The 23911-nt window shown below is 36.4% G+C and carries 25 protein-coding genes; 12 read left to right on the top strand and 13 right to left on the bottom strand.

What is annotated here, in order from left to right; all coding sequences use genetic code 11:
• Window positions 1-139 precede the first annotated feature (139 nt).
• Complete coding sequence (locus NSS71_RS23290) at window positions 140-679, top strand: recombinase family protein (protein WP_061801191.1); 540 nt, start codon at window positions 140-142, stop codon at window positions 677-679.
• A gap of 136 nt (window positions 680-815) precedes the next feature.
• Here the strand turns inward: NSS71_RS23290 and NSS71_RS23295 are convergent, their stop codons facing one another.
• The 4 genes from NSS71_RS23295 to NSS71_RS23310 form a co-directional block, all read right to left on the bottom strand.
• Window positions 816-1904, bottom strand: coding sequence for a helix-turn-helix domain-containing protein (locus tag NSS71_RS23295; protein ID WP_061801192.1), 1089 nt, complete (start codon window positions 1902-1904; stop codon window positions 816-818).
• Window positions 1905-2151: 247 nt separating this feature from the next.
• Entirely contained in the window at window positions 2152-3507 is a 1356-nt protein-coding gene (locus NSS71_RS23300) for a 6-phospho-alpha-glucosidase (RefSeq protein WP_047944684.1), read from the bottom strand.
• A 1-nt stretch (window position 3508) separates the two neighbouring features.
• Window positions 3509-5074: a PTS transporter subunit EIIC gene (locus NSS71_RS23305; RefSeq protein WP_061801193.1), complete on the bottom strand. Its 1566-nt coding sequence runs from the start codon at window positions 5072-5074 to the stop codon at window positions 3509-3511.
• A 213-nt stretch (window positions 5075-5287) separates the two neighbouring features.
• A complete protein-coding gene (locus NSS71_RS23310; RefSeq protein ID WP_061801194.1) occupies window positions 5288-6088 on the bottom strand; it encodes a MurR/RpiR family transcriptional regulator in 801 nt (266 codons plus the stop codon).
• Window positions 6089-6242: 154 nt separating this feature from the next.
• Here NSS71_RS23310 and NSS71_RS23315 point away from each other — a divergent pair, with 154 nt between their 5' ends.
• Window positions 6243-7253 carry a DUF3231 family protein gene (locus tag NSS71_RS23315; RefSeq protein ID WP_047944688.1) on the top strand — a complete coding sequence of 337 codons (1011 nt, stop codon included), beginning with the start codon at window positions 6243-6245 and terminating at the stop codon, window positions 7251-7253.
• Between the two features lie 271 nt (window positions 7254-7524).
• On the opposite strand, the gene NSS71_RS23320 is transcribed toward NSS71_RS23315, so the two are convergent.
• Window positions 7525-8271, bottom strand: coding sequence for a MurR/RpiR family transcriptional regulator (locus NSS71_RS23320; protein WP_047944689.1), 747 nt, complete (start codon window positions 8269-8271; stop codon window positions 7525-7527).
• 430 nt (window positions 8272-8701) lie between these two features.
• Between NSS71_RS23320 and NSS71_RS23325 the strand changes: the two genes are divergently transcribed.
• The 4 genes from NSS71_RS23325 (at window position 8702) to trhO (ending at window position 11983) form a co-directional block, all read left to right on the top strand.
• Window positions 8702-9004 (top strand): PTS sugar transporter subunit IIB, encoded by a 303-nt coding sequence (locus NSS71_RS23325; protein WP_047944695.1) that lies wholly within the window; start codon window positions 8702-8704, stop codon window positions 9002-9004.
• A gap of 84 nt (window positions 9005-9088) precedes the next feature.
• Complete coding sequence (locus NSS71_RS23330) at window positions 9089-10417, top strand: PTS sugar transporter subunit IIC (RefSeq protein WP_047944690.1); 1329 nt, start codon at window positions 9089-9091, stop codon at window positions 10415-10417.
• Between the two features lie 31 nt (window positions 10418-10448).
• The gene (locus NSS71_RS23335; RefSeq protein ID WP_047944691.1) at window positions 10449-10688 is read left to right on the top strand and encodes a hypothetical protein; all 240 of its coding nucleotides are present in this window, start codon (window positions 10449-10451) and stop codon (window positions 10686-10688) included.
• Between the two features lie 326 nt (window positions 10689-11014).
• Window positions 11015-11983, top strand: a complete 969-nt coding sequence (gene trhO / locus NSS71_RS23340) for an oxygen-dependent tRNA uridine(34) hydroxylase TrhO (protein WP_047944692.1) — start codon at window positions 11015-11017, stop codon at window positions 11981-11983.
• Between the two features lie 351 nt (window positions 11984-12334).
• Here the strand turns inward: trhO and NSS71_RS23345 are convergent, their stop codons facing one another.
• From NSS71_RS23345 to NSS71_RS23365, 5 genes are all read right to left on the bottom strand, one after another.
• On the bottom strand, window positions 12335-12580 hold the full coding sequence (locus NSS71_RS23345) for a hypothetical protein (RefSeq protein WP_328283230.1): 246 nt from the start codon (window positions 12578-12580) through the stop codon (window positions 12335-12337).
• 160 nt (window positions 12581-12740) lie between these two features.
• Entirely contained in the window at window positions 12741-13430 is a 690-nt protein-coding gene (locus tag NSS71_RS23350; RefSeq protein WP_047944283.1) for a metal-dependent hydrolase, read from the bottom strand.
• Between the two features lie 151 nt (window positions 13431-13581).
• On the bottom strand, window positions 13582-14262 hold the full coding sequence (modB, locus tag NSS71_RS23355) for a molybdate ABC transporter permease subunit (RefSeq protein ID WP_061801195.1): 681 nt from the start codon (window positions 14260-14262) through the stop codon (window positions 13582-13584).
• Window positions 14243-15034: a molybdate ABC transporter substrate-binding protein gene (gene modA, locus NSS71_RS23360; protein ID WP_061801196.1), complete on the bottom strand. Its 792-nt coding sequence runs from the start codon at window positions 15032-15034 to the stop codon at window positions 14243-14245. Before modA ends, modB begins: the two co-directional genes overlap by 20 nt.
• Window positions 15034-15921 carry a dihydrodipicolinate synthase family protein gene (locus NSS71_RS23365; RefSeq protein ID WP_061801197.1) on the bottom strand — a complete coding sequence of 296 codons (888 nt, stop codon included), beginning with the start codon at window positions 15919-15921 and terminating at the stop codon, window positions 15034-15036. The genes modA and NSS71_RS23365 overlap by 1 nt, the downstream gene beginning before the upstream one ends.
• 140 nt (window positions 15922-16061) lie before the next feature.
• Here NSS71_RS23365 and NSS71_RS23370 point away from each other — a divergent pair, with 140 nt between their 5' ends.
• The 4 genes from NSS71_RS23370 to NSS71_RS23385 all read left to right on the top strand — a co-directional run bounded on the left by NSS71_RS23370 (window position 16062) and on the right by NSS71_RS23385 (window position 17657).
• Complete coding sequence (locus tag NSS71_RS23370) at window positions 16062-16499, top strand: hypothetical protein (protein ID WP_061801198.1); 438 nt, start codon at window positions 16062-16064, stop codon at window positions 16497-16499.
• A gap of 158 nt (window positions 16500-16657) precedes the next feature.
• Window positions 16658-17272, top strand: coding sequence for a sigma factor-like helix-turn-helix DNA-binding protein (locus tag NSS71_RS23375; protein WP_061801199.1), 615 nt, complete (start codon window positions 16658-16660; stop codon window positions 17270-17272).
• Complete coding sequence (locus NSS71_RS23380; protein WP_095257964.1) at window positions 17263-17427, top strand: YvrJ family protein; 165 nt, start codon at window positions 17263-17265, stop codon at window positions 17425-17427. The genes NSS71_RS23375 and NSS71_RS23380 overlap by 10 nt, the downstream gene beginning before the upstream one ends.
• On the top strand, window positions 17424-17657 hold the full coding sequence (locus tag NSS71_RS23385) for a hypothetical protein (protein WP_047944277.1): 234 nt from the start codon (window positions 17424-17426) through the stop codon (window positions 17655-17657). Before NSS71_RS23380 ends, NSS71_RS23385 begins: the two co-directional genes overlap by 4 nt.
• Before the next feature lie 73 nt (window positions 17658-17730).
• Here NSS71_RS23385 and NSS71_RS23390 read toward each other — a convergent pair whose 3' ends face one another.
• The 3 genes from NSS71_RS23390 to NSS71_RS23400 form a co-directional block, all read right to left on the bottom strand.
• Window positions 17731-18711 (bottom strand): polyprenyl synthetase family protein, encoded by a 981-nt coding sequence (locus NSS71_RS23390; protein WP_061801200.1) that lies wholly within the window; start codon window positions 18709-18711, stop codon window positions 17731-17733.
• Window positions 18712-18726: 15 nt separating this feature from the next.
• Window positions 18727-19266, bottom strand: a complete 540-nt coding sequence (locus NSS71_RS23395) for a Gx transporter family protein (RefSeq protein WP_047944275.1) — start codon at window positions 19264-19266, stop codon at window positions 18727-18729.
• Window positions 19267-19586: 320 nt separating this feature from the next.
• A complete protein-coding gene (locus tag NSS71_RS23400) occupies window positions 19587-21458 on the bottom strand; it encodes an FAD-dependent oxidoreductase (RefSeq protein ID WP_047944274.1) in 1872 nt (623 codons plus the stop codon).
• A 411-nt stretch (window positions 21459-21869) separates the two neighbouring features.
• Here NSS71_RS23400 and NSS71_RS23405 point away from each other — a divergent pair, with 411 nt between their 5' ends.
• On the top strand, window positions 21870-22919 hold the full coding sequence (locus tag NSS71_RS23405; protein WP_061801201.1) for an FAD:protein FMN transferase: 1050 nt from the start codon (window positions 21870-21872) through the stop codon (window positions 22917-22919).
• A 23-nt stretch (window positions 22920-22942) separates the two neighbouring features.
• On the top strand, window positions 22943-23887 hold the full coding sequence (gene menA, locus NSS71_RS23410; protein WP_061801202.1) for a 1,4-dihydroxy-2-naphthoate polyprenyltransferase: 945 nt from the start codon (window positions 22943-22945) through the stop codon (window positions 23885-23887).
• Window positions 23888-23911: the final 24 nt, after the last annotated feature.

A 23911-nucleotide genomic window follows, 5' to 3' on the forward strand; every position in this document is an offset into this window, starting at 1 on the left:
CACCTCAATATAGTCTTCTGTTTCCTAAAAGTAGTCTATCACGTTTATTCCCAAAAAGGAATAATTTTTGGGAAAGTTTTTACAAGGTCTTCATTTCTGTCTATAATAGGAAAAAGAGATAACGTTGGAGGCAATGAAGATGATATATGGCTATATTCGCCCAACCATCGCAGATATTCACTGCGAGCAGCAGTTAAAAATACTAAAATCTATATGTGAGCAAGTGTATAAAGAAGAACACGATTCGGCAAAAAATAGAACAGAGCTATTGGAATTGTTGTCGTCCCTTTCCAAGGGAGACAAGATTGTGGTGGTGCAATTATTCGCGATTGCAGACTCGAGTAGACATCTGATGGAGATATTAGATATCCTTGAGAAGAAAGGTGCCTATTTACAGACAATTAAGGAAGATATTGATACAGAAAGAACAAAAAAATATTCATTGTCCGAAATGCTGTCCCATTTAATAGAATTCCAGAATGAAATTATTCGAGAAAGAACCAAAAAAGGGATGGAGTATGCGAAACAGCATGGGAAAACAAGCGGCAGACCTCGAAAAGCCGATGAGAATGTAAAAAAAGCAATCGAGATGTATCAATCAAAAAAATATACCTTGAAAGATATAAAAAAAGAAACAGGGATAAGTAAGTCTACTTTATATCGGTATTTGGAGAATTAGTCATGAAATTACTTTAGAAGGAAAGATGGAGAGCCACAGAGGATTTTATAATTATAATCTAAGAGAAAAAGCAGCAGATTCCAGATAAACAATAACCAGAACAACCATATGTTTGTTCTGGTTTATCATTTAAAACTTAATTTGTTTTTAGCAACTGTTTAACAATGGTACCTAAAGAGCTTTCTCCCATAAACGGAGCCAGTTTCGCCAGGAGTTCTGGAGACAGCCTGTCAGGATCAATGCGAGCTAGTAATCGTTCGATCGCTTCTTCCTCTAAAAAAGGTGACAGCTCAGTAAGCTCCTCTAATTCTATTTCATCATCTACTGCTTTATCCACCAGCATATTTAATGTTTCTTCTCCTATAAATGGGGCCATCTTTCGGATGAATGGCCAGCTGCCTCTTCCACCTGCAATCAAAGTCAATTGATCAATTGTTTCTTCTTCTAAAAAGGGGGCTAATGGCAGAATCTTTTCTTCATTTAAAGGATCCTTTATTTCTTGCAGAACAAGCTCATTTAGAGCTGTGTCACTTACGAATGGAGCTATTTCTGTAATGAACCTCCATGTTAACTTGCCTGTGCTTACTTTTAGGAGCATATCATTCATGTATTCTTCCTCTAAGAATGGCGCTAGATGCAATAACTCCATTGGTTCAGCGGATTCATTAATTAACTGATCAGCTATTTTGTTTAATGCATGTGCAGATACAAAAGGAGCAATACGCTGTATCATTTTCCAATTGATTGCTTTTTTCGCTGCTTCTATAACTATTTCATCTAATGCTTCTGTTTGTAAAAAAGGAGCTAGGTGGACGATGGAGTCTATATCCCAAACATTGGTATTCATCTTTTCTGATACTTTACTCAGCTGGCTAGATTTAATAATAGGAGCGATATCGACAAGCTCATTTACTTGTGCGGATCCTGAATTGATTAAATGAGCAACTTCTTCTGGTTTATCCTCCGATAAATGCTGCACGATTTTTCCTAATTGTTTAGAATGGTCCATCTTATCAACCCCCGCATTCATTAAGAGGTCAATAGATATATCAAATACATGTGCAATAACAGGAATGGTTGTAATATCTGGAAGGGACTCGCCTCTTTCCCATTTTGATATCGCTTGGTGACTAATATTTAATTTATCTGCTAACTCTACTTGGGTAAGATCTTTTTCCTTTCTTAATTTAGATATATAAGCACCAATTTTTCGTGAATCAATCATCCTATCATCTCCTTTATTTTTCCAGTGCGCACTGTCTACTTCGATACTAGCATACATACCGAAGTGTGCCTATCAACGGTTGGTTGAATCTGCGAAAAATAATGATTCTACTGGTGGTAGAATTAGCTGTTTGCAATTATAGATGATGGATCTTGTCTTTCCGAGGTACATAATAAAAACCAATGCCAATTTAGAAACTAAAAAAGTCCACAAAGAGTATCAAAACTCCTTGTGGACTATTAAAAACTTATACTAGTACGCCTTCTTTATATTCCTTTGTTAAGGTTGGCCAGTATTCTTTATTTGCTTCAATTAAATCATCAAGGACTGCTTTTGCTACTTTAGCTGATGGTAAAGTTTTATTTAAAGTGAAAGCCTGTAATGCTTTTTCGTAGGAACCTTCCACAATTGCTTCAACTAAGATCTTTTCAGATGCTAATTGTTGGTCAATCATTGCTTTATAGAAGTAAGGAATATCTCCCACAAATTCAGGCTTAGGACCGTCACTAGTAATAAGTGCAGGTACTTCAATCATTGCATCAGCTGGCAGGTTTGGAATCGTGCCATTGTTTTCTACCATAACTAAATATCTTTTTCCTAGATTTTGCGCAAGAGATACCGTTACATCTACAATAAATGTTCCATGTACACCAACCGCGAAGGAATCTTCTAAAATCCCTGTCTCTTCATATTTCTTCACTGTTTCAAATAGAGTTTTTTCACGCCCGTCCATTACTTCATTCGCACGGGTATATTCTTTATTAGAAGTTTCGACAATATGATCTGGGAACAAATAGTATTGTAAATAAGGGTTTGGCAGATATTCTGGAAAATGATCCATGATTAGTTTAATGTTCTTAAATGTTTTAATCCAAGAAGAATCGGCATGACGATAGTCAATTTTGGAAATATCTTCTGTCAGTAAACCGTATTTATAAACATGTTCGCGAATCTCTGGCAATCTTTCCACACCATCCACTTTAATGCTTGTAAACCAGCCAAAGTGGTTTAAACCGAAATAGTCTACTTCTAATTCTTCCCTTTCGACTCCAAGGATTGCTGCAATATTACGCATGGTTGCTACCGGCATATCACAAATATTTAGGACTCTTGAATTTGGTCGTAATTTGCGTACTCCTTCTGCCACAATGGATGCTGGGTTAGAGTAGTTTACAATCCATGCAGTTTCTTTTGCATATTTTTCTACATAATCGATTAATTCGATCATTGGTGCAATCGTTCTAAGTCCATAAGCTAATCCACCAGGACCACAGGTTTCTTGTCCGACTACATTATGGGAAAGAGGGATTTTCTCATCTAGCTCACGCATCGCATATTTTCCAACTCTCATTTGGGCAAATACAAAGTCTACATCCTCAAATGCGGTTTGTGGATCTGTTGTATCAATGACTTTAATTTTATCTGTATATTCCTCAATAACAGCTTTAGCGGCCACAACTACTTTGGCTTGTCTTTCTCCGTCAATATCATAGAAACGAATTTCAGATAGAGGCAGATCCTCTAGACGATCCATCAGACTACGAATAATTCCTGGTGTATAAGTGCTTCCTCCACCTGCAACTGCTAATTTAAATGTCTTCATCTTAAATACCTCCTAATTGTTGGTCTACTTGGTCTCGAACTGATTTCACATTTAAGCCATAAACAACTTGAACATTATTACCAGACTTGATAATACCTTTTGAGCCTGTTTGTTTTAATGTTTGTTCATCTACTATATTTGGATCTTTCAAAATTAAGCGCAATCTTGTATAGCAATTATCGACATTTTCAATATTCGCTTTTCCACCTAATGCATTAACAATAGTTGCACCTAAAGCAGAGGGGGAGTCATTTCTTGCAGTAGCAGATGCTGCTGCTTCTGCATTTGCTGTCTCACTTGTTTCTGTATCCTCTTCGCGACCCGGTGTTTTTAAATTTAATTTAAGAATTAAGAAGCGGAAAAGTAGGAAATAGATAGCTGCCATTAATAGTCCTACTAAGATAAACATTGGCCAGTTTGATTTCGTCGTACCAAGCGGCAAGTTATATAGCAGGAAGTCAATAAATCCATTAGCGCCAATCGCATGAACATTAAAGATACTTAAGAGCATCATTCCTACACCTGAAAGTACAGCATGTAACACAAACAAGATTGGTGCAGTGAACAGGAAGGCAAATTCTAATGGCTCTGTTACTCCTAGTAAAAAAGAAGTAAAGGCTGCCGGAAGAAGAATGGCTTTTGCGATTGTTTTCTTCTTTTTATCTGCTGTCACATACATGGCTAAAGCTGCACCCATCAGGCCAAACATTTTACTTAGGCCACGAGCATCCCAGTTAACGGTACTGCTTAGTACTTTAATGCTTGAGTCTGCCATTTCAGCAAAGTAGATATTTCTCGCTCCGTAGATAATTTCGTTTCCGATATGGGCTACTCCACCTAGTTCTGTATACAGAAATGGAGTATAAACTAAGTGATGAAGACCGGTTGGGATTAAGATTCTTTCTAAGAATCCATAAATAAGTAAGCCAAATACTCCTAAATTCTTAATGCCGCTTGCAACAGCTGTAATGCCATCTTGTACAAATGGCCAAAATTCTGCAGCAATCGCTCCTAAAATCATGGCACTAGGGATGGCTAAAATAGCAACAAAGCGATGTCCTGAGTAAATGGCCATAACCCCTTTAAATTCTGTGTCACAGTACTTATTGTGTAAGATACCAACTAGAGCACCGAGAAGAATTCCGGAGAAAACACCCATTTCTAACACTTGAACATTTAATACCATTGCTTGACCAGCTAGCTGCATTTCCTCTGGTGCCACTAAGCTGCCAGACAGACTTAACACTTGATGCATGGCATTTATGAAAATAACGAAGGTAACTAGTCCAGTTAAAGCAGCATATCCTTTATCCTTTTTAGCTAAGCCAATTGGAATGCCGACAGCAAAGATTAAAGCAAGGTTTTGTAAAATTGATACAGCAGAAGAAGAAATAAATTTCCCTGTATTTTGGATAGATGGATGTTCTAGAAACGGGATATATTGTGCTAAGTTTCCGTTTCCGAAAACATTTCCAAATGCGATAAATAATCCGATAATCGGTAGAATGAGAATTGGTGCGAATAAGGATTTCCCGAATAGCTGAAGACCATTTACGACCTTTTTCATCTATAAAACCTCCCTTTTTGGTAAGCGTTATCATATCTTTTAATATCCAAAGTATATAATTGAACATATAATTTTGAAAGGGGTTGCAATCATTGTGTACTATGTCTTTCAATCCTGTAACATGTTACACGTTATGGAAGGAAAGGCAAATGGACGAAATAGAGAGGATGTTCTCCCGAGCATCCTCTATTTTGGCGTTATTAAGGAAAGTTGTTAATATTCTTTAATAATCCCCCTTTTAATCGCGATAATTAAGAGTAAATCAATAAGCATAAACATATTGGATTCATAGGAGGTTACCTCAAATTCTTGTTGAGATTCAATAGTAGGGTCAAGGACCGTAAAGACAATATCAGAAATTTTGGCTGTTGAGCTTTTATTATTTCCGGTGAAAAGTATCGTTTTTACGCCTTTATCCTTGGCGATTTTTACTTTCTCTAGTACTTTAGCTGTTTCGCCAGAACGGGAAAAAGCGATGAGTAATTTGTATTTTTGAATATTATTGAGAAAAATGGCACGACTGTCGCTGGTAGTTGTATTGGAAACGTAATAACCAAATAACTCTAATTTCTTAGCGAAATAGCTAGAAAAAAGAGTGGAAAAGCCAGCGCCATAAAAATATATCATTTTATTTTCATTGATTTGAGATAAGAACTGTTCAATGGTTGTCTCATCTAGTGAGTCGATTGTTTGTTTATAATTACGCTTAAAGGAGGATACCGCCTCTATTAATGGTTGATGAATACTATCTACATATTCCACTTCTTGATCAAGCATCTTTGTTACTTTTAAATTTAGGTTGTAAATGAATTCACTATACCCACTAAAACCAAGTTTTTTACAAAGGCGGATAATGGTTGCAGTAGATACGAAGAGATCATTAGCCGCTGCTCGGATACTTAACGTTTCTCCGGCTAACTTTTTCTCTATCAGAAACTGGATAATATCGTTCTCTGCTTCGGTTAAATTTTTGTCATTAGTATAATCAAGAAAAAGCATATCTGAATTTTTCAAATCTATCATCATTCCTTGTTCATATTTTCGTCTAGTATGGATTCTTTTATTATAAATGATGTTTTTTCTATATGGATTGATTGGATAGCATAGCATAATATCTATAGGGATGCCAATACTATTAAAACTATGTAAGTGTTGGAGGTTTTACTTTATGTCCCAATCAAATATAAAACTAACATCTTCAGAAATTGCTTCTCTGTGGACATCTTATTTAAATAACTGTATGTCTAAACAGGTTCTCACTCATATGGTACAACATGTGAAGGATCGGGAAATTGTCGATGCTATTCGCTTTGCTTACCGATTTGCTCAAAAACAGGAAAAGCGCTTTGCGAAAATTTTCCTGGAAGATAAATTTGCCATACCACATGGCTTCACAGAAGACGATGTAAATAAAAAGGCCCCAGCCTTGTTTACCGATCCCTTCTGTTTAGCCTATATTAATCAAATGGCAAAAGCAGGATTAGTGGCATACGGGGGATTCTTATCAATGTGCACACGGAAAGATATAATCCGTTTTTTTCAAGAGGGACTACTGGATACTTCAAAGCTATATCAGTTAAGTACCTCTATTCTTGATAAAAAAGGATTGTTAGTCCGAGCCCCCTTTACTTCCGTACCAAAGGAAGTCGATTATATTGAAAATAGAAAATACTTGAGTGGTTTCTCTTTATTTCACAAAAAGAGACCATTAAATGCAGTGGAAGTTTCCCATCTTTTTATGAATACACAGACGAATAATATGGGACTTAAGATTACCTTGGCTTTCGCCCAGACAACGACGAATAAAGAAGTACAGGCTTATATGTTAAGAGGAAAAGATATTTCACAAAAACACTTAAAAATATTTACAGATACTCTATTAAAAGAAGGGATACAAAGTCCGAACACTTCCGATATTGGTATTACAGATTCTACTGTACGCACTTTTTCTGATAAATTAATGATGTTTCATATAAGTTTATTGAGTGCCTCAGGAATTGGAAATTATGCATTAGCGGGAGGAGCTAGTCAAAGAAGTGACCTGCTACTTAATTATGATAGGCTTTCGATCGAAATTGGCCAGTATGCCAAAGATGGGGCAGATTTAATGATTGACTATAATTGGGTGGAGCAGCCGCCGTCAATTATAAAGATTAAAAATGATGTAACAGGGAAATAGAGAGAAATTATATTCACAGTGTATACAAACTCCTGTATTTTGGAAAGAAATTGGAGTTAAGTATATTTATTAACCTCTTTCAATCAGGGGGTTGCTTTCCGTGGCGCTCGCGCTGAGCCGCGGTCTGCTTACAGCCTGCAGGGTCTTAGGCTGTCTCGCTAACCACAGGAGTCTCACCCCCTCCACTCCAAGCAACGCATGAAAATGCAATTCTACTTCTCCAATATCTTTTTGTCGACAAACTCAAATTATTTTTCCCTGTTACTCTTTTCTAAGCTTCCCGCTCCTCATTAAGCTTGCTGTTCTTTTTAACCTTATGAGCGCTTTCCTCTAAGATGTACATGACCGGTAATTGAGAAGTGATATTTGATCGTCCTGTATATACTTCTGTAACATAATACGCAATATTTATATCAGATATTTTTGCAAGGTGACAGTCTTTACTATTAGTAATGCTAATAATATTGCAGCCTTCCATTTTTAATCGATTTGCAAGATGAATGGTATAATCTGTTTCACCAGAAACCGATAAGATGATAGCGGTACATTTTTTCAGCTCCTTGCTGTTAATTGGGTAAAAGGGGTCTTTTATAAAAGTGGAAAACTTCCCTAAACTTGAAAAATATCTAGCACCATACTCCGCTAAAATGCCTGAACTTCCTGTTCCTACAAAAATTACTTTATCAGATTGACTAACCATATCCGCAGTTTCTTGTATATATGTTTCGAAATTACCTTTCATTGTGCGTTCTAAGAACTCAGAAAGATAGTATTTCGTTGACTTTAAGTTTTCTTGCTTACTTCTATCTAAATATAATTTTAATTTAACCTTAAACTCGGAAAAACCATCACAGTTTAACTTTCGGCAGAATCTAAGAATACTAGATGTGGATACATGCGTTTCATCGGATAATTCTCTAATACGCATATATATAACTTTATCGATATTTTTTGTAACATAGTTATAGAGTAGCATTTCTAAATCATTAAAGGATTGGATCATTTCATTTGTGAACAAATTATTCCCTCCTACTCTAAATAGAATTTTCCTTACATTCACCATTTTTCCAACTATTAATGGACTGAAAGTATATGTGAATCGCAAATAGATGAAAAATTCGCTGTCCATAAAAATATAAATGGTTCAACTAATCATCAGTGGGGATGACTTCCTTAATCATGGTAATCTTTCCTCTATTATAAAACAGGTTGTGACTAAAATGTAACAAATTCCTTCCGAAGAAAAAAGATAGTAAGTGGTTATTTTTACTTCTAATTAGTTTGCAAACGCATACATTTTAAGTGGAAGGGGGTATGTAATTGCCTGAGAAAATTAGAAATTCCTTGTGGGGTCAGCTTTTGCGCCGATTGAGTAAGGGGAGCATATGATGAAAAAGGACCATTCGAATGAGAATATTATACAAAAATCAATTATTGGAGGGAAGAAAATGAAGAAATTACTTTTAGTTTGTGCAGCGGGAATGTCTACTAGTTTATTAGTAAATAAAATGAAAGATGCAGCAAAAGAAAAAGGAATAGAGCTCGAAATCTTTGCATTGCCAGTATCAGAATGTCAAAAAGTCGCACATGAAGTGGATGTCGTTTTATTAGGTCCTCAGGTGCGTTACCAAAAACCACAGGTGGAGGAGATTATTGCGGGGAGAGTTCCGGTAGAAGTAATTGATATGAGAGCATATGGAATGATGAATGGCAAAGCAGTATTAGAAAGAGCATTAGAATTAATGGCATAAATCAATCAGCAACTTGCACCTAAAGAAGCCTGCAAAAATAGTTTTCCAATGTAAAAATAACATATTTATTTAGGGGGAATTATAATGGGTTTTATGGCGGCCTTTGAAAAGTTTGCGGAGAAAACGTTAGTGCCAGTTGCAGCAAAATTAAACTCGCAAAGGCATATCGTTGCTATCCGCGATGCATTTATTCTATCTTTTCCTATTACGCTTGCAGGTTCATTAATTGTATTACTAAATTTTGCTGTCTTAGCACCAGACGGATTCATTGCCAAAATCCTATTCTTGCATAAATTATTTCCAAATTTAGCTGATTTACAAGCGGTTTTTTCTCCTGTATTAAATGGCTCTGTTAATATATTATCTATGTTCATCGTCTTTCTCGTTGCCAGAAATATGGCAATTTCACTCAAAGCCGATGAATTATTAAGTGGGCTGACAGGTCTTTCTGTATTTTTTATTATTTATCCACCATATACCAATGTAGAAGGAACCAACTTTTTAACAACTCAATGGGTAGGAGCACAGGGACTATTTGTTGCTTTAATTGTGGGATTACTAGTTGGTGAGCTTTTCAGCAGATTATCTAGATCCAAAAAATTACAAATAAACATGCCTGATTCTGTACCTCCGGCTGTTTCTCGTTCTTTTAAAGTATTATTTCCTATTATAATTATTACTGTGGTGTTCGCTATTGCAAACGCTTTAATAAATGCAGTTTATCCAGAAGGCTTACATGGATTTATTTACGCAGTGATTCAAACTCCATTGAAGAGTTTAGGCACCAATATTGTTTCCTTAGTTATCTTAGCGATAGTTTCCAACCTATTATGGGTTTTTGGAATCCATGGTCCGAATACCATTGCTGCTATACGGGAAGCTATGTTTGCAGAAGCGGGCTTAGAAAACCTTAACTTCGTCGCAGAGCACGGTACAGCTTGGGGAGCACCATATCCCGTAACTTGGGCAATTAATGATGCTTTTGCAAACTATGGTGGTTCCGGAATGACGCTGGGATTGCTTATTGCTATCTTTATTGTGGCAAAAAGGCAGGATTACAGGGATATTGGAAAACTTTCACTTGCACCAGGGATATTTAATATAAATGAGCCAATTATTTTTGGTTTGCCAGTTGTATTAAATCCAATTTTAATTGTGCCATTTATTCTTGTTCCAGCCATAAATATTATTATTGGATATGTTGCGATTGTATCAGGATTGATTCCACCAATTGCGTATTCCGTTCCATGGACTACACCAGGACCGCTGATTGCTTTCCTTGGAACAGGTGGAAATTATATTGCGCTATTGCTTGGTTTTGTTTGCTTGGCTGTTTCTACACTGGTGTATATACCATTCGTTATGGCAGCAAATAAAGCAAACGCCGTAAGTTATGGAGGGGAGAAAAAGTGATTCGGCTGCTTCTGCTTAAAGTGATAGAAAAATGAATCAATATACTATTCAATTTTTCTGTGGACAAATAAATTATGTCCGAGATGTTTTTGAAAATTACCAGGATGATTACATCACAACTAGCATAAAGGTTATTAACAAGATTAAAGCGGAGCTAGTAGTTGTTACATCTTTATCAGCGGAGCTTGCCATACGCCATGTAGAGAAAATATTTCAGCAGTCTAAATATGGTTGTGCGCTCCACTTTCATACGACCATAACAGAAGGATAATCAATAGAAAATGTCAAACAAGGGGTACTTCTTTAAGGAGTATCCCTTGCTATAATTTCGAGTTAGTTAATAGTATTTTTTATGATAGTATGTAAAGGCTACTAAAGAATGGAATTTTAATACTAGGTAAAATCTGCATCTTTCTTTTTAGCTCGTATTACCTTATAATTATTTTAACTTTATTTTTAAGCAGGGGGAGATTTCGATGAGTGAAGTCTCTTTCTGTTTGTTTGCGATTTTACAAATAAGCAATGGATTTTTACTATTGACACAATTGGTGTATAGTTATTAATAGATAATTTTTAGAAGGAATAGGGTGTTGAACAATGAGTGAATATCGAGTATTACTTTATTATAAATATGTACCGATTGAAAATCCGGAGGAATTAACCAAAGAGCATTTAGCTTTTTGTAAAGAACTAGGATTATTAGGTCGAATTCTAATTTCCCACGAGGGGATTAATGGAACAGTTTCTGGTACGGTAGAGCAAACAGACAAGTATATCGAAGCAATGAGACAGGATCCGCGTTTCAGCGATACTATTTTCAAAATTGATGAAGCAGATGGACATGCTTTTAAGAAAATGCATGTTCGTCATAAAAAAGAATTAGTTAACTTAAGCTTAGAGGACGATGTAGATCCACTTAAATTAACTGGTAAGCACTTAAAGCCAGCAGAATTTTATGAGAAAATGCAAGATCCTGATACAATTGTGATCGATGCTCGTAATGATTATGAATATGATCTTGGTCATTTCCGAGGTGCGATTAAGCCAGAAATTGAAACATTTAGAGAACTGCCACAATGGATAAAAGAAAATAAAGATATACTAGAAGGTAAAAAGATTCTTACTTACTGTACGGGTGGAGTAAGATGTGAGAAATTCTCTGGCTGGCTAATGAAAGAGGGTTTTGAAGATGTAAGCCAATTAGATGGGGGAATTGTGACTTACGGAAAAGACCCAGAAGTACAAGGCGAGCTTTGGGATGGTCAATGCTACGTATTCGACCAAAGAATCAGTGTGCCAGTCAATCAAAAAGAACATGTGATTGTAGGACGTGACTTCTTTACTGGGGAGCCATGTGAAAGATATGTAAACTGTGCAAACCCAGAGTGTAACCGCAAAATGCTTTGCAGTGAAGAAAATGAAGAGAAGTATATGAGAAGCTGCAGCCATGAGTGCCGCACACATCCAAGAAACTTCTATGTAAAACAACATGGACTCACACAAGAGCAAGTGGAAGCAAGAGTAAAAGAAATTGCTCAATGGGAAGAAGAAAGCAAAGTAATGTAATAGGAAAGGCTGTCCGTTGCGGGCGGCCTTTTTTAGTTTGAGAGAGGTTTGGCTGATAAAATGTGGTTTTGGCTGATAGATGCATCACTTTGGCTGAAAAAACCAAAGTTTGGCTGATAAGTGCTCCAATTTGGCTGAAAAAACCAAAGTTTGGCTGATAAGTGCTCCAGTTTGGCTGAAAAAATCAAAGTTTGGCTGATAAGTGCACCAGCTTGGCTGAAAAAATCAAAGTTTGGCTGATAAGTGCACCAGTTTGGCTGAAAAAACCAAAGTTTGGCTGATAAGTGCTCCAGTTTGGCTGATAAGTGCTCCGGTTTGGCTGAAAAAACCAAAGTTTGGCTGATAGATGCATCACTTTGGCTGAAAAAACCAAAGTTTGGCTGATAGATGCATCACTTTGGCTGAAAAAACCAAAGTTTGGCTGATAGATGCATCACTTTGGCTGAAAAAACCAAAGTTTGGCTGATAAGTGCTCCAATTTGGCTGAAAAAACCAAAGTTTGGCTGATAAGTGCACCAGTTTGGCTGAAAAAATCAAAGTTTGGCTGATATCTACTCCAATTTGGCTGATAAAAGCAAAACTTGATTGAAAAGGCAATAGCTTTCTGCAAATAAAAAACGAAAAAGAGGCTAATATCCCACGTATTTATGCGATATCAACCTCATTTCCCCACTTCATATTCATTGCAGACAAACCAAGTTTGTCTGCAACGTTTCAAAACTACTAGTTTGATGTGTACTCTAGCCCAATGCTTTTCTTACAATTCGAATGTTTCCCCTAGTTCTAATACTTTCCCTTTCAAACCAAGTTCCTCAAGCTTATTTACAAACGCCTTAGCGTCTTGCTCAATTACAGGGAATGTATTGTAGTGGATGGGAATAATTAATTTTGCTTGATACCATTCGGCTGCTTGCAGCGCATCCTCGGGTCCCATTGTAAAATGGTCTCCAATGGGTAGAAAGACAACGTCTAAATGGTGTCGGTCTCCAATCATCTTCATATCACTGAAAAGTCCAGTGTCTCCGGCATGATGGATGGTTTTCCCTTCTGCTTCAATAATATATCCACCTGGCATTCCGCCATATAAGATATTTTTATTTTCTTCATCAATAATCCCGGAACTGTGGAATGCATGCGTCATTTTTGCTTTAGCAAAGCCTAAATCGACTGTTCCGCCGATATTCATACCAATTGTTTCTACACCTTGCCAAGACATATAAGCAGCTAATTCAGGGTTAGCAACAACTGGAGCATTATTTGCTTTGGCGATTGGTGCCGCATCGAGAATATGATCCATATGTGCATGTGTCAGTAAAACAGCATCCACTTTCACTTCTTCCACTTTTGTAACAGCAGAAGGGTTGCCACTAATAAACGGGTCAATAATTAAAGACTTTCCTTCTGTACTAATTTCAATAGTGGATTGACCATGATAAGTAATTTTCATGCAAAATCATCTCCTTAAAATTCCACATAGGTGGATTATTGTCCATTTTAGATTAAAGCAGAGAAAGGAAAAATACCAAATGATATGCTTGTCTATTTCTCAAATCAGTATTGACACTAACTTGTAAGGAAATACGCAGAGACAAGAAAGGCTATTGTTGTTTCGGCTGACATAAAGCTAGCATAATAAAAGAAATAATGGTGATGGTTATTACCCAAATCCAAGCCATTTTCATATTGCCAGTTTCAATGGCGACATAAATAGCAGTAGGCAGTGTCTGTGTTTTCCCTGGGATATTACCGGCAAACATTAAAGTTGCACCAAATTCTCCTAAACCTCTGGCAAAGCTAAGGATGCTTCCAGACATAAGCGAGTGGGAGGCTAGTGGAATAGAAATAGATGTTAAAACTTTCCACTCGTTTGCCCCATCAACACGTGCCGCCTCTTCAATCGAGCGGTCAATCTGGATAAACCCAGCCTTTGCCGATTGATACATTAAAGGAAAAGACACCATAAACGCAGCAATTACTGCAGCCCACCATGTAAAAATAATTGGTTGATGAAAAAGCCATTCGATTCCTTTTCCAATGATACTATTGCGCCCAAAGACAACGAGCAATAAAAAGCCAGTAACTGTTGGGGGAAGAACGATTGGCAGTAACAAACAGGTTTCCAGCAATACCTTGCCTTTAAATTTTCGTCTCGCTAATAAAGCGGCTAGAATTATTCCCGAAACAATGACGCAGACAGTGGCAATGAGTGACACTTGCAAGGAAAGAGAAATGGGAGACCAAAAGTTACTCCAATCCTCTTTAGTTAACAATAAATCCATTTTCTTTAAAAACCTCTAGGCTAATGGGTGTCTGCAAATAGTCATAAAATAGTTTGGCTGCCTGATAATGCTTACTGTCTTTGATGATACCTAGAGGATAAACAATGGGAGAATGACTCGCTTCATCCGCAATTGCTGCTACCTGAACAGTATCAGAAGTCTTTGCATCGGTTCCATAAACAATGCCTGCTGCTACATTATTTGTTTCTACATAAGAAAGAACTTGGCGCACATCCTTTGCAGGAACGATATTTTCTTGGATCTTTTCCCATATATGCAGGGATTGCAGTGTTTCTTTTGCATAATTTCCTGCTGGAACGGATTCGGGTATACCGATAGCGATTTTTTCTGTATCCAATGTTTCTAAATCTGCAAAGTTATCGATAGTAGTGTCAGCCTGTTTATTGGTGATTAATACTAAATTATTCTTAACTAAGTTCATATGATCGGAATCCCTAATGAAGCCATCCTTTATTAAAAGCGCCATCTTATCCTCTGCTGCAGAGAGAAATAAATCGACGGGAGCTCCCTGGGAAATTTGCTGCTGCAATGCTCCAGATGAACCAAAATTAAAAGTTAGGGTAATATCTGGATGCTCCTTTTCGAATTTCTCTTTGATTGACTCTAATGCATCTTGCATACTGGCAGCAGCAGAGATGGTTAAGGAAATAGGTTCTTGTTTAGATGCTGCTGATTGCCCTTGCTTATTGCTGCAAGAAGCTAAAATCAATATCGTAATTAAGAGTATAATAGGTTGGAATTGTTTTTTCATCATGCCTCTCCTTTTTGCCAAACCTCCATTAGGGTTTTCTGTTCTTGTTTATTCAAAGTGGATAATGGCTCTCTACAAATACCTGCTTCTATGTTGCTTTCAGATAATAGATATTTAATAGCCCGCAGTGCACCTATTTCTAGAATAGTATGTATCGTTGGCAGCAATTTGGAGAACTGTTTTTCCGCCAATTCCCATTTTTGTGATTTTATCAATTGAACAATTTGTTGTATTTCTTGGGGGAAAATATTTCCTATTATACTAGTAATTCCATTATATCCGTTACGCAAATGGTCTAAAAGGTATAAATCTGTACCGGTTAAGACAGAGAAGGATGAACCAAGCTCTTTTTGAAGGATAAGAGCATTGTCGGGATTTCCAGCTTCCTTTAACCCTTTTATTTGGGGACGTTTCTCTACTATACGATAGAGAGTATTTAATTCCAGGTTAAATCCAGTACGGGATGGATTATTGTAAAGCAAGATGGGTAAATCGGTAACTGTGCAAACTTGTTCGACATATGCTACAGCTTCTTTCTGACTTATTCGTAAATAAGGAGGAAACCCTAGCATTATTCCATCTAACCCTTCTTTTTGAGCAGCTTCTGCTAGTCGAATCGCCTCTGTCGTTCTTACAGCAGCAACTCCACCAATGAGAAGGAAATCATCTTTCCCTGCGGACTTTACCTCCCGATAGAGAATCTGTCTTTCTTCGATTGTCATGGAATGCTGTTCCCCTGTTGATCCACTAATAAGCAGTGCTGGGACATGATTCTGTTTATAGTAATCTATTAATGAATAGATGCCGGTTTGCGAAAGCTTTTCCCTTTGGTCAAAGGGGGTTACCATTGCAACACTATATGAAACAAATGGATTTTGTGTAATCATTTTCCTAACTCCTTTCAAAATAGATTATACTTAAACTATTCAGATAATGGTACAGAAAGCTGTCTAATGAAGTCTTTCTATCAATTTATCTTTTTCTTGGGATGAAATCAATATGAAGTGGAGAAGGGAGTAGAAGTTTTATGATGAGAGTGGCACTTAATTATGCAATTATGCTGGAGCAAGTGAAAGCAAAGGGATTTAAGGAAGAGGCGGTTAGCAAAGCTCTCGAAACAGAAGATTTTGCGTTCTTTCAGAACTGTGGAAATGGCTTGCCAGATTGGCAGACGCTTTTCTCCTATTATAAAGACAATAAAGCTAGAGTCAAAGCGATTATGCAAGATGATTATGAAATAACCTTTTTGACTAAGGGAACGTTAAAAAGGCTTATACTATTGAAATATCAATTAGTAGAGGGAAGAGACTATGAGGACCGCGGTGAATCAATTGGAACTATTACATTGCCGAAGGAATCCTTTCAGCAATTTACAAAGATATTAGCTAAAAACTGGACTATTGTCGTATTGGAAGAAAATCCAGACAATGTTATCTTTGATGTAAAGTTATTTGTAATCGATTAAATGAAAATGGGACAAGTGGTTGTTATTTTTACATGAAATCTTTCTTTATATATATAGAAGGAGGTAAAGATAACATATAGGCAAAAGAGGCTAATGAAGATTAGTCCCTTTTTTTACAACAAAAACAGAACATATGTTCCTTTTGGGAGGTCGAAAGGATGAAAGAATGCCGTTCTTCTCAATCAGAAGCTTTTACCGCATTTTTAGAGGAAAATAAATCATTATTAAGCAATCCAATTGTAAAGAGTTTTTTGCAGAAAAAGGTCAATGTTCATCTGTTAAAAAAAGCGCTAGAATGTCCGACAAAGGAAAATAAAGAAAAGGTGGATGAATCTTTTAAAAAGCATTTCTTTACCATTCGGTTTACTTCGTATATCACTTCTTCGATGGAGTACAGTACCATAAATTTTAATAAAAACATATCCATGTATCAAAAACGATTTCCGTTAATACTGACCGAGAAGGAAGAGGGAGGAGAAAAGGATATTAATCTAAATGATAAAGAGGCTGAAATAGAAGCAATAGTCGAGAAGGAGGCACGATGGTCTGAGATGGAGGAATATATTTCAAATAAAACAATCTATTCAGCCGTTCTGAGCTTGACTCCTTCCCAACGAAAAATCCTTACCTATGCCTATCTTTATAAATTTACGGATACAGAAATTGCCCGGAGAATTCGAACGTCTCAACAATATGTTTCAAAAACAAGAAAAACGGCTTTAAAACGTATTCTTTCAATTATCAATAACAAGGAGGAAGGCAGATGGAATTAGTAGATATGACGCAATGGATGACAATGATTAGCAATTTTGGTTTTCCACTAACCTTATCTTTATTTGTTCTCCTAAGATTAGATAAAAAAATGGATCAACTACTGAAGGAATGGAAGGAAACCCAGGAAGACGAGCGAAAGGAAAAGGACAAATGACCGATATGTATACGATGGTAAAAAGGGCAAAGGCAGATCCGGAAATGCTCCATGAGCTAATAAAGTTGTTCGAACCAAAGGTAAATAAATTAACAAAAAGAACAAGTCCAAATGATATGGCAGATCTTTCACAAGAGCTGAAGTTAATGCTTATACAATCTACCTATCAATATGACCTAGACAGTATTCCGGGCTTTTGGGAATTTAAAGATCAGCTTAATAGAGAATGACAGCTATTAAAAAGTCCGAGTCCAACTAGTGACAAGCAGCATGCAGAGTTGGATCGGATTTTTACCATACTCATTACACATTCCTATTTAGTAAGCTAAGCGTAATTTCAAAAAGATGGTTTTTGTAATCCCCATCAGGTAATTTACTTAGTTGTTTAATTGCTTTCTCTGTATATTTTTTAGCAAGGAGCTCTGCTTTTTCGACTCCTTTATATTTAGCAATAAGTTTAGAAAGCTGCGTCATATCTTCGTCAGTCAAGGATTCTTTTTTATCTAATATAGGAATCAGCTCATGCGGATTTGCTTGGATTGCATAGATAAGTGGTAAATTATAGTGACCTTGTTTAATATCTGCCATCACAGGCTTTCCTAATGTTTGGGAATCTCCTTTATAATCGAGAATATCGTCCATTATTTGAAAAGCCATGCCAATATAATGCCCCATATTCCAAGCATTCATGGCGAGTGGTCTGCTTGCTTCACTTTCAACCGCACCAGAATAGCAGCTTACGGCAAAAAGCTGGGCTGTTTTTCCAGAGACTCTTGCTAAATATTTTTTCACCGTAACAGTAGATTGGTATCGAGCGTTTAATTGATCTAATTCTCCGCTTAAGATTTTTTCCATGCTGCGGGCATTAAATTCTAAATGGGAAAGAGATGTTGCGTACTTAGATAAAATGGTAAAACAAACACAGAATAAATAATCACCCGCATAGATGGCAAACTTATTTCCATTATGAGTATGAATGGTTGGAATGTTATGTCGTGTTGGCGATTCATCAATAACATCGTCATGAATCAGCGTCGCCATATGCAAGGTTTCCAACGCTGCTGCCACTGCTATTGCACGATTTTTATCTTTAGACGGACCTATTTGTGAACAAAGGAGGGAATAGGCAGGTCTGAGTAGCTTGCCACCGGAATAAATTAAATCCTTAATCGTTTTTTCAACTACTTTGTCACGAACACGAATATTGCTTTCAATTAATTGAAGTACTTTTGACAAGTCATTTTTTAATTCTGGATACGTATCCCACATTTGATGTACACGCATAGTTTAACCTCTTTCCTATCTAGATTCGTTTATTTCCGATAAATCTCTATAATACTGTAGTTTTTCTACATGTGTGATTAAATAGTTGGCTAGTATTCCTATTGCTATTCCTGATAGGATACCGATAAAAGATAGAATAGGTAAATATAAGAATACTGTCCAGGTTTGTGCAACAAAACTTGCAACTGCTAATTGACCAATATTATGAAGAATGGCTCCAGTTGTACTAACGCCAATTAAGCTAATTCGTTTTGTTCCAAGCTGCTTTACACCCCACATGCCGATAAAGCTTAAGAGGGCTCCGCTGGCACTATACATAAAAGTAGAAAGTGTTCCTCCTAATAAGGTGGCTAGACAGAGCCGGATTGCGACCACTTGAAAGGCATCTTTAGTAGGAAGTGTATATAAGGCTAAGCAGGTAATAATATTTGCTAATCCAAGCTTTGCTCCGGGAGCAAATGCAAAGGGAAATGGGATAGCCCGTTCTAATAAGCTTATAATTACCGCTTGAGAAGCAAGCAGTGCTATATATACAAGGCGTTGATTTTTTGTCATCTTCTCAACTTCCATTCTTGCGATATAATTATTACTATAAATAAGTTGATTGTAGGTTAAATAAATACTGACTCCTATTAATCAGTACAGGGCAAAAAAGAATACGGTATGATAGATTCTTTATTCTATAACTAATCTTATTGTTAAACAGATTGATGCAAGCATCCTAAAGTGGAAGACAATCTACTGTCTTAAAAGCTTAAGGGTTAAGAAAAGATCAAAGAATATAAAACCACTAGCTTCTTTTTTCTCCTTTACTGATTCAAAGGGTGCTAGAAACATGGGAACTTTAATTCCCTATGTTTCTAGCAAATTTTTTATTATTTATAGTCTTTATAGATTGCTCGTTCTTTACCATACCACCAGTCGCCCAATTTTCTTTGAAGGAAAGGAACAACCCAATAATCTAATCCAAATGTACGACCAGACCCATTCATTAAAGCAATAGAAGCTGGCAAGGCCCAAACTTTATCCCAGCCAAGCATTGCAGTAAGTGTAAACATTACTAGGAATGCAGCACTTGCAGCATTTGCTAACCATGTGAATAAACCAGCAAGAATGGCTAATCCGATTGCTAACTCAATGAAAATCATCATTTTTTGCATAAATAGTGCAACTTCCGGAGTTGGAAGCATAATTTTCATAATCCACTCAAACCAGAATGGCATTTTATTTAATATGGGGGTTGCAAAGTCAGTAGAAGCAGCAGCTTCACTTGCACCACTTGTAGCAGTTTGCAGCCATTCAAAAGGCATTTTGACACTTGTTGCAGTTAACCATGAATCGTCTCCAAGACCATTAAATAAGTTTGGAACCTTTGACCAGCTGGAAATAGAATCTTTCCATGTGGATTCTCCCCAAAGCTTCGCACATGCTTCTACAATCCAGAAACCTGCGACAAATACACGTAAAGGTAAGCTCCAAAGAACATTGCCATAGCGGGTTAAGAAATCACGGAAAATATTACGTTTATCTTTTGTGTGGAAAAATTCATGCATCACATATTGGTACATATAATAGCCGCTTCTAATACCAAAGAAATAATATAGATTAACCATATGCTTCATGAAATTTGCAAACCAGCCGCTTAAATGCATGCCGCTTAAATTTGCAACACCGTATCTTGCTCCGATAGAAACCATAACCCCATGGTATTTACCTTCATATTTTTCTTTTTCACCGCCGCTGATTTCTGCAATAATATTCTTTGCTGCAGTCATAGCAGTCTGTTCGGCCGCTTCCACAATTTGTGGAGTTGGTTTTCCAGGCTCTTCTTCAAAATAGGCTAAGTCGCCGACTACATAGACATCTTTATAGTCTTCAGATTCCATATGAGCATTTACTTTTAAGCGGCCTGCTCTTCCAGCTGACATGCCGTAATCTTTTGTATCTGAATTTGCGCGGACCCCAGCTGTCCATATAAGAGTGTAAGTTGGAAGCTCTTCGCCTGATTTTAATACGATAGCGTCTTCTTTTACTTCGACGATTGGAGAGCTTTTTAAGATTTTTACTCCTTTTTTTACCATATAGCTTTCTGCTTTATCGGCATCTCTGCGTTCTAGCATATTTAATATAGTAGGAGCAGCTTCTACCACATATAAAGTAATATCCTCTGCATCTAGCTTATTGTCTTTGGCTAATCTTTCTTTCCATTCAATCAGTTCTCCAACCATTTCGATTCCTGTGAAGCCTGAACCACATACAGTAAAGGTAAGCATTGCCTTTCTTGTAGCTTCATCATGAACACGAGCAGCTTTACGAACAATCTTTTCAATATGTTCTCTTAATTTAACAGCATCTTCCCAAGACCAAAGGGTAAAGCCATTTTCTTGTACTCCGGGTGTACCAAAGTCATTTGGTTCGCCGCCCATCCCTAGGATGAGATAATCGAAGGAGAATTGGCCGTTTTCAGTTGTAACTAATTTACTTTGATAATCAACATGTTTCACGTTGTCTGTAACCAATTTAACCTTTGTACGATTAAATAAACGACGTAAATCAAATTGAATAGCATCTGGTTCTACTCTATGCGCAGCAACCTCATGTAATTCAGTCATCATTGTATGATAGGAATGTCTATCTATAAGTGTAATGGAAACCGAATCATCTTTTTTATACTTTTTAGCAAGCTTTTTTGCGGCATGAACTCCCGCATAGCCTGCTCCGATTATGACAATATTTTTCTTGTCCATTTCTTCCTATTCACTCCCTTAATTGTTAATTGTATATTTGTGAAGTTTTGAACAATTTTAATATAACAATGTGGTTTTTATCTGTCTATGGACTTCATAGAATGTCTACAATTTAAAATTTTGATTGTTCACATTTTCGAAACATTTGTAAATAGTGGATTTTTGTCATAAATTCTCCATATTTTAAAGAGATGCTGATAAACACTATTAAGACAATGATTATTCCGTAAATCAGCTATTTTATAGGGTTTTGTCCACCAAAAAGTCGATAGACAGTGGCAGAAAGCAATGATAAAATGACGGTGTTATAAATGTGAATAAATTCACATGACCAATAATTTAAAGACTTGTTTATATTTAGAGACAAGATAAAACAATCGAAATGTGATATTCATAGAAGGGATGATTTTAATGAATAAATTCAAATTCGCTGCGATTCTTTTTCTTGCCCTCCTTTTATTAATTGGATGTGGAAAACAAAAGGAATCGAACGCAATGGTAAATAGTAATCCGTATAAAAGAACGGAATTTTTAATGGGGACAGTTGTCACGATTAAAATCTATGATAAAGACAAGGAAGCTGTACTGGATAAAGTATTTGATCGAATAGAGTTATTGGCAAGCCAAATCACAGTAAATGAAGATGGGTCGATTGTTGATGAAATAAATGAAAATGCTGGTCGGAATCCAGTTCAGGTCCCAGAAGATATTTACCGTTTAGTGAAAGCTGGTAAAGAATATAGTGGGTACTCAGGAGGGGACTTTGATATAACGATTGGACCATTAACTAATTTATGGCATATTGGATTCCCGGACGAGAAAAAGCCAACACAATCAGAAATTAATGCCGTTCTACCATTGATCAACTATACAAAGATAGAATTAAATGAAGACAAGCAAACGGTATTTTTGCCGGAACAAGGAATGATGCTGGATTTAGGGGGAATTGCCAAAGGGTTTATTACAGACGAAGTTATAAAAGTATTAAATGATAATAAGGTAGAATCTGCGATTGTTGATTTAGGAGGAAACATTTATGTAAAAGGAACAAATCCTACTGGAAAGCCGTGGGAAGTAGGAGTTCAAGATCCATTTTCCGATAGAGGTGAAATGGTGGGGAAAATGGAGGAAACGAATACTTCGATCGTTACTTCTGGGATATATGAGCGGTATTTAGAGGTGGATGGAGTAAAATACCATCATATTCTCAGCCCTAAAAATGGCTATTCTGTCAATAATGAAGTTGCGGGTATTACGATTGTTTCTGATAAATCATTTGATGGAGACGGATATTCAACAACCATATTTATAAAAGGGATAGAAGAAGGGTTAAAGGCGGTAGAAAAAATGGAGGGAATAGAGGCCATCTTTGTAACCAAGGATAAAGAGGTTTATTTAACTTCAGGTCTAAAAGGTAAATTTACTTTAACAAATGAGAAATTTAAATTAGCAAATGAATAAAAAGAAGAGGGAGGTCATTTGGAATGTCGATTCGTTCATTTTTAAAGTTAGTTGAAATACAAACAAAAATAGCTAGTATCTTTCCATTTTTTATTGGCATATTATTTGTATTATATCGTTATGAGGCACTTCATTGGAAAAATACACTAATATTCTTTGCCTCTATGTTAATCTTTGATTTAACAACAACGGCGATTAATAATTATATGGATTATCGAAAGGCAAATAGTGATGAATATAGGAAGGAAAAAAACGTAATAGGACAAGAGGGGATAAAGGAAAGCACCGTTATCGCAACCATATTCACCCTTTTTTTTACAGCAACGGGGCTAGGTATTTGGCTTACTGCTGAAACAGGATTATTGGTGCTTTTGATTGGATTTATCTGCTTTTGCATTGGCATCCTCTATACCTTTGGACCAATTCCCTTATCAAGAATGCCTTTAGGAGAAGTTTTTTCCGGTGTAACAATGGGATTTGGGATCGTTTTTCTTACGGTCTATGTCAATGCGTTTGATTATGGGATTGCGTCCTTAGTATGGGAACAAGACATGATTTTGCTACAAGTAAACATAATAAAAATAATAGAAATTATCATTGTATCTTTACCTTGTATGTTTACGATCGCGAATCTTATGCTGGCAAACAATATTTGTGATGTAGAAGACGATATAAAAAATCATCGTTTCACTTTACCATTTTATTTAGGAAAGAAATACTCCTTATGGCTGTATAATGGCCTTTATGCGGGATCCTTTATGGCTATATTAATCTCTGTGTTTTTTCACTTACTACCAGTTATTGCGTTAATTAGCTTAATTGCTATTTTACCAGTTTATAAGCATATTCGGATTTTTAACCAAATCCAAGTTAAATCTAAAACATTTAGTTTAGCAGTGAAAAATTTAATTATTGTGAATGGATGTCTAGTATTATCTTTAGCTATGTCTTTTATTATAGTTAAATAAATAATTGCTAGCATTTTAAGCTTT

Origin of the sequence: Niallia sp. FSL W8-0951 (assembly GCF_038006525.1) — a bacterium.
Taxonomy (GTDB): Bacteria; Bacillota; Bacilli; order Bacillales; family Cytobacillaceae; genus Niallia; species Niallia circulans.

What these genes read in the sequence shown, in the direction of transcription:
- NSS71_RS23290 (WP_061801191.1), top strand. Translation starts at nt 140, where the DNA reads ATGATATATGGCTATATTCGCCCAACCATCGCAGATATTCACTGCGAG.
- NSS71_RS23295 (WP_061801192.1), bottom strand. Translation starts at nt 1,904, where the DNA reads ATGATTGATTCACGAAAAATTGGTGCTTATATATCTAAATTAAGAAAG.
- NSS71_RS23300 (WP_047944684.1), bottom strand. Translation starts at nt 3,507, where the DNA reads ATGAAGACATTTAAATTAGCAGTTGCAGGTGGAGGAAGCACTTATACA.
- NSS71_RS23305 (WP_061801193.1), bottom strand. Translation starts at nt 5,074, where the DNA reads ATGAAAAAGGTCGTAAATGGTCTTCAGCTATTCGGGAAATCCTTATTC.
- NSS71_RS23315 (WP_047944688.1), top strand. Translation starts at nt 6,243, where the DNA reads ATGTCCCAATCAAATATAAAACTAACATCTTCAGAAATTGCTTCTCTG.
- NSS71_RS23325 (WP_047944695.1), top strand. Translation starts at nt 8,702, where the DNA reads ATGAAGAAATTACTTTTAGTTTGTGCAGCGGGAATGTCTACTAGTTTA.
- NSS71_RS23330 (WP_047944690.1), top strand. Translation starts at nt 9,089, where the DNA reads ATGGGTTTTATGGCGGCCTTTGAAAAGTTTGCGGAGAAAACGTTAGTG.
- NSS71_RS23335 (WP_047944691.1), top strand. Translation starts at nt 10,449, where the DNA reads ATGAATCAATATACTATTCAATTTTTCTGTGGACAAATAAATTATGTC.
- trhO (WP_047944692.1), top strand. Translation starts at nt 11,015, where the DNA reads ATGAGTGAATATCGAGTATTACTTTATTATAAATATGTACCGATTGAA.
- NSS71_RS23350 (WP_047944283.1), bottom strand. Translation starts at nt 13,430, where the DNA reads ATGAAAATTACTTATCATGGTCAATCCACTATTGAAATTAGTACAGAA.
- modB (WP_061801195.1), bottom strand. Translation starts at nt 14,262, where the DNA reads ATGGATTTATTGTTAACTAAAGAGGATTGGAGTAACTTTTGGTCTCCC.
- modA (WP_061801196.1), bottom strand. Translation starts at nt 15,034, where the DNA reads ATGAAAAAACAATTCCAACCTATTATACTCTTAATTACGATATTGATT.
- NSS71_RS23365 (WP_061801197.1), bottom strand. Translation starts at nt 15,921, where the DNA reads ATGATTACACAAAATCCATTTGTTTCATATAGTGTTGCAATGGTAACC.
- NSS71_RS23370 (WP_061801198.1), top strand. Translation starts at nt 16,062, where the DNA reads ATGATGAGAGTGGCACTTAATTATGCAATTATGCTGGAGCAAGTGAAA.
- NSS71_RS23375 (WP_061801199.1), top strand. Translation starts at nt 16,658, where the DNA reads ATGAAAGAATGCCGTTCTTCTCAATCAGAAGCTTTTACCGCATTTTTA.
- NSS71_RS23380 (WP_095257964.1), top strand. Translation starts at nt 17,263, where the DNA reads ATGGAATTAGTAGATATGACGCAATGGATGACAATGATTAGCAATTTT.
- NSS71_RS23385 (WP_047944277.1), top strand. Translation starts at nt 17,424, where the DNA reads ATGACCGATATGTATACGATGGTAAAAAGGGCAAAGGCAGATCCGGAA.
- NSS71_RS23390 (WP_061801200.1), bottom strand. Translation starts at nt 18,711, where the DNA reads ATGCGTGTACATCAAATGTGGGATACGTATCCAGAATTAAAAAATGAC.
- NSS71_RS23395 (WP_047944275.1), bottom strand. Translation starts at nt 19,266, where the DNA reads ATGACAAAAAATCAACGCCTTGTATATATAGCACTGCTTGCTTCTCAA.
- NSS71_RS23400 (WP_047944274.1), bottom strand. Translation starts at nt 21,458, where the DNA reads ATGGACAAGAAAAATATTGTCATAATCGGAGCAGGCTATGCGGGAGTT.
- NSS71_RS23405 (WP_061801201.1), top strand. Translation starts at nt 21,870, where the DNA reads ATGAATAAATTCAAATTCGCTGCGATTCTTTTTCTTGCCCTCCTTTTA.
- menA (WP_061801202.1), top strand. Translation starts at nt 22,943, where the DNA reads ATGTCGATTCGTTCATTTTTAAAGTTAGTTGAAATACAAACAAAAATA.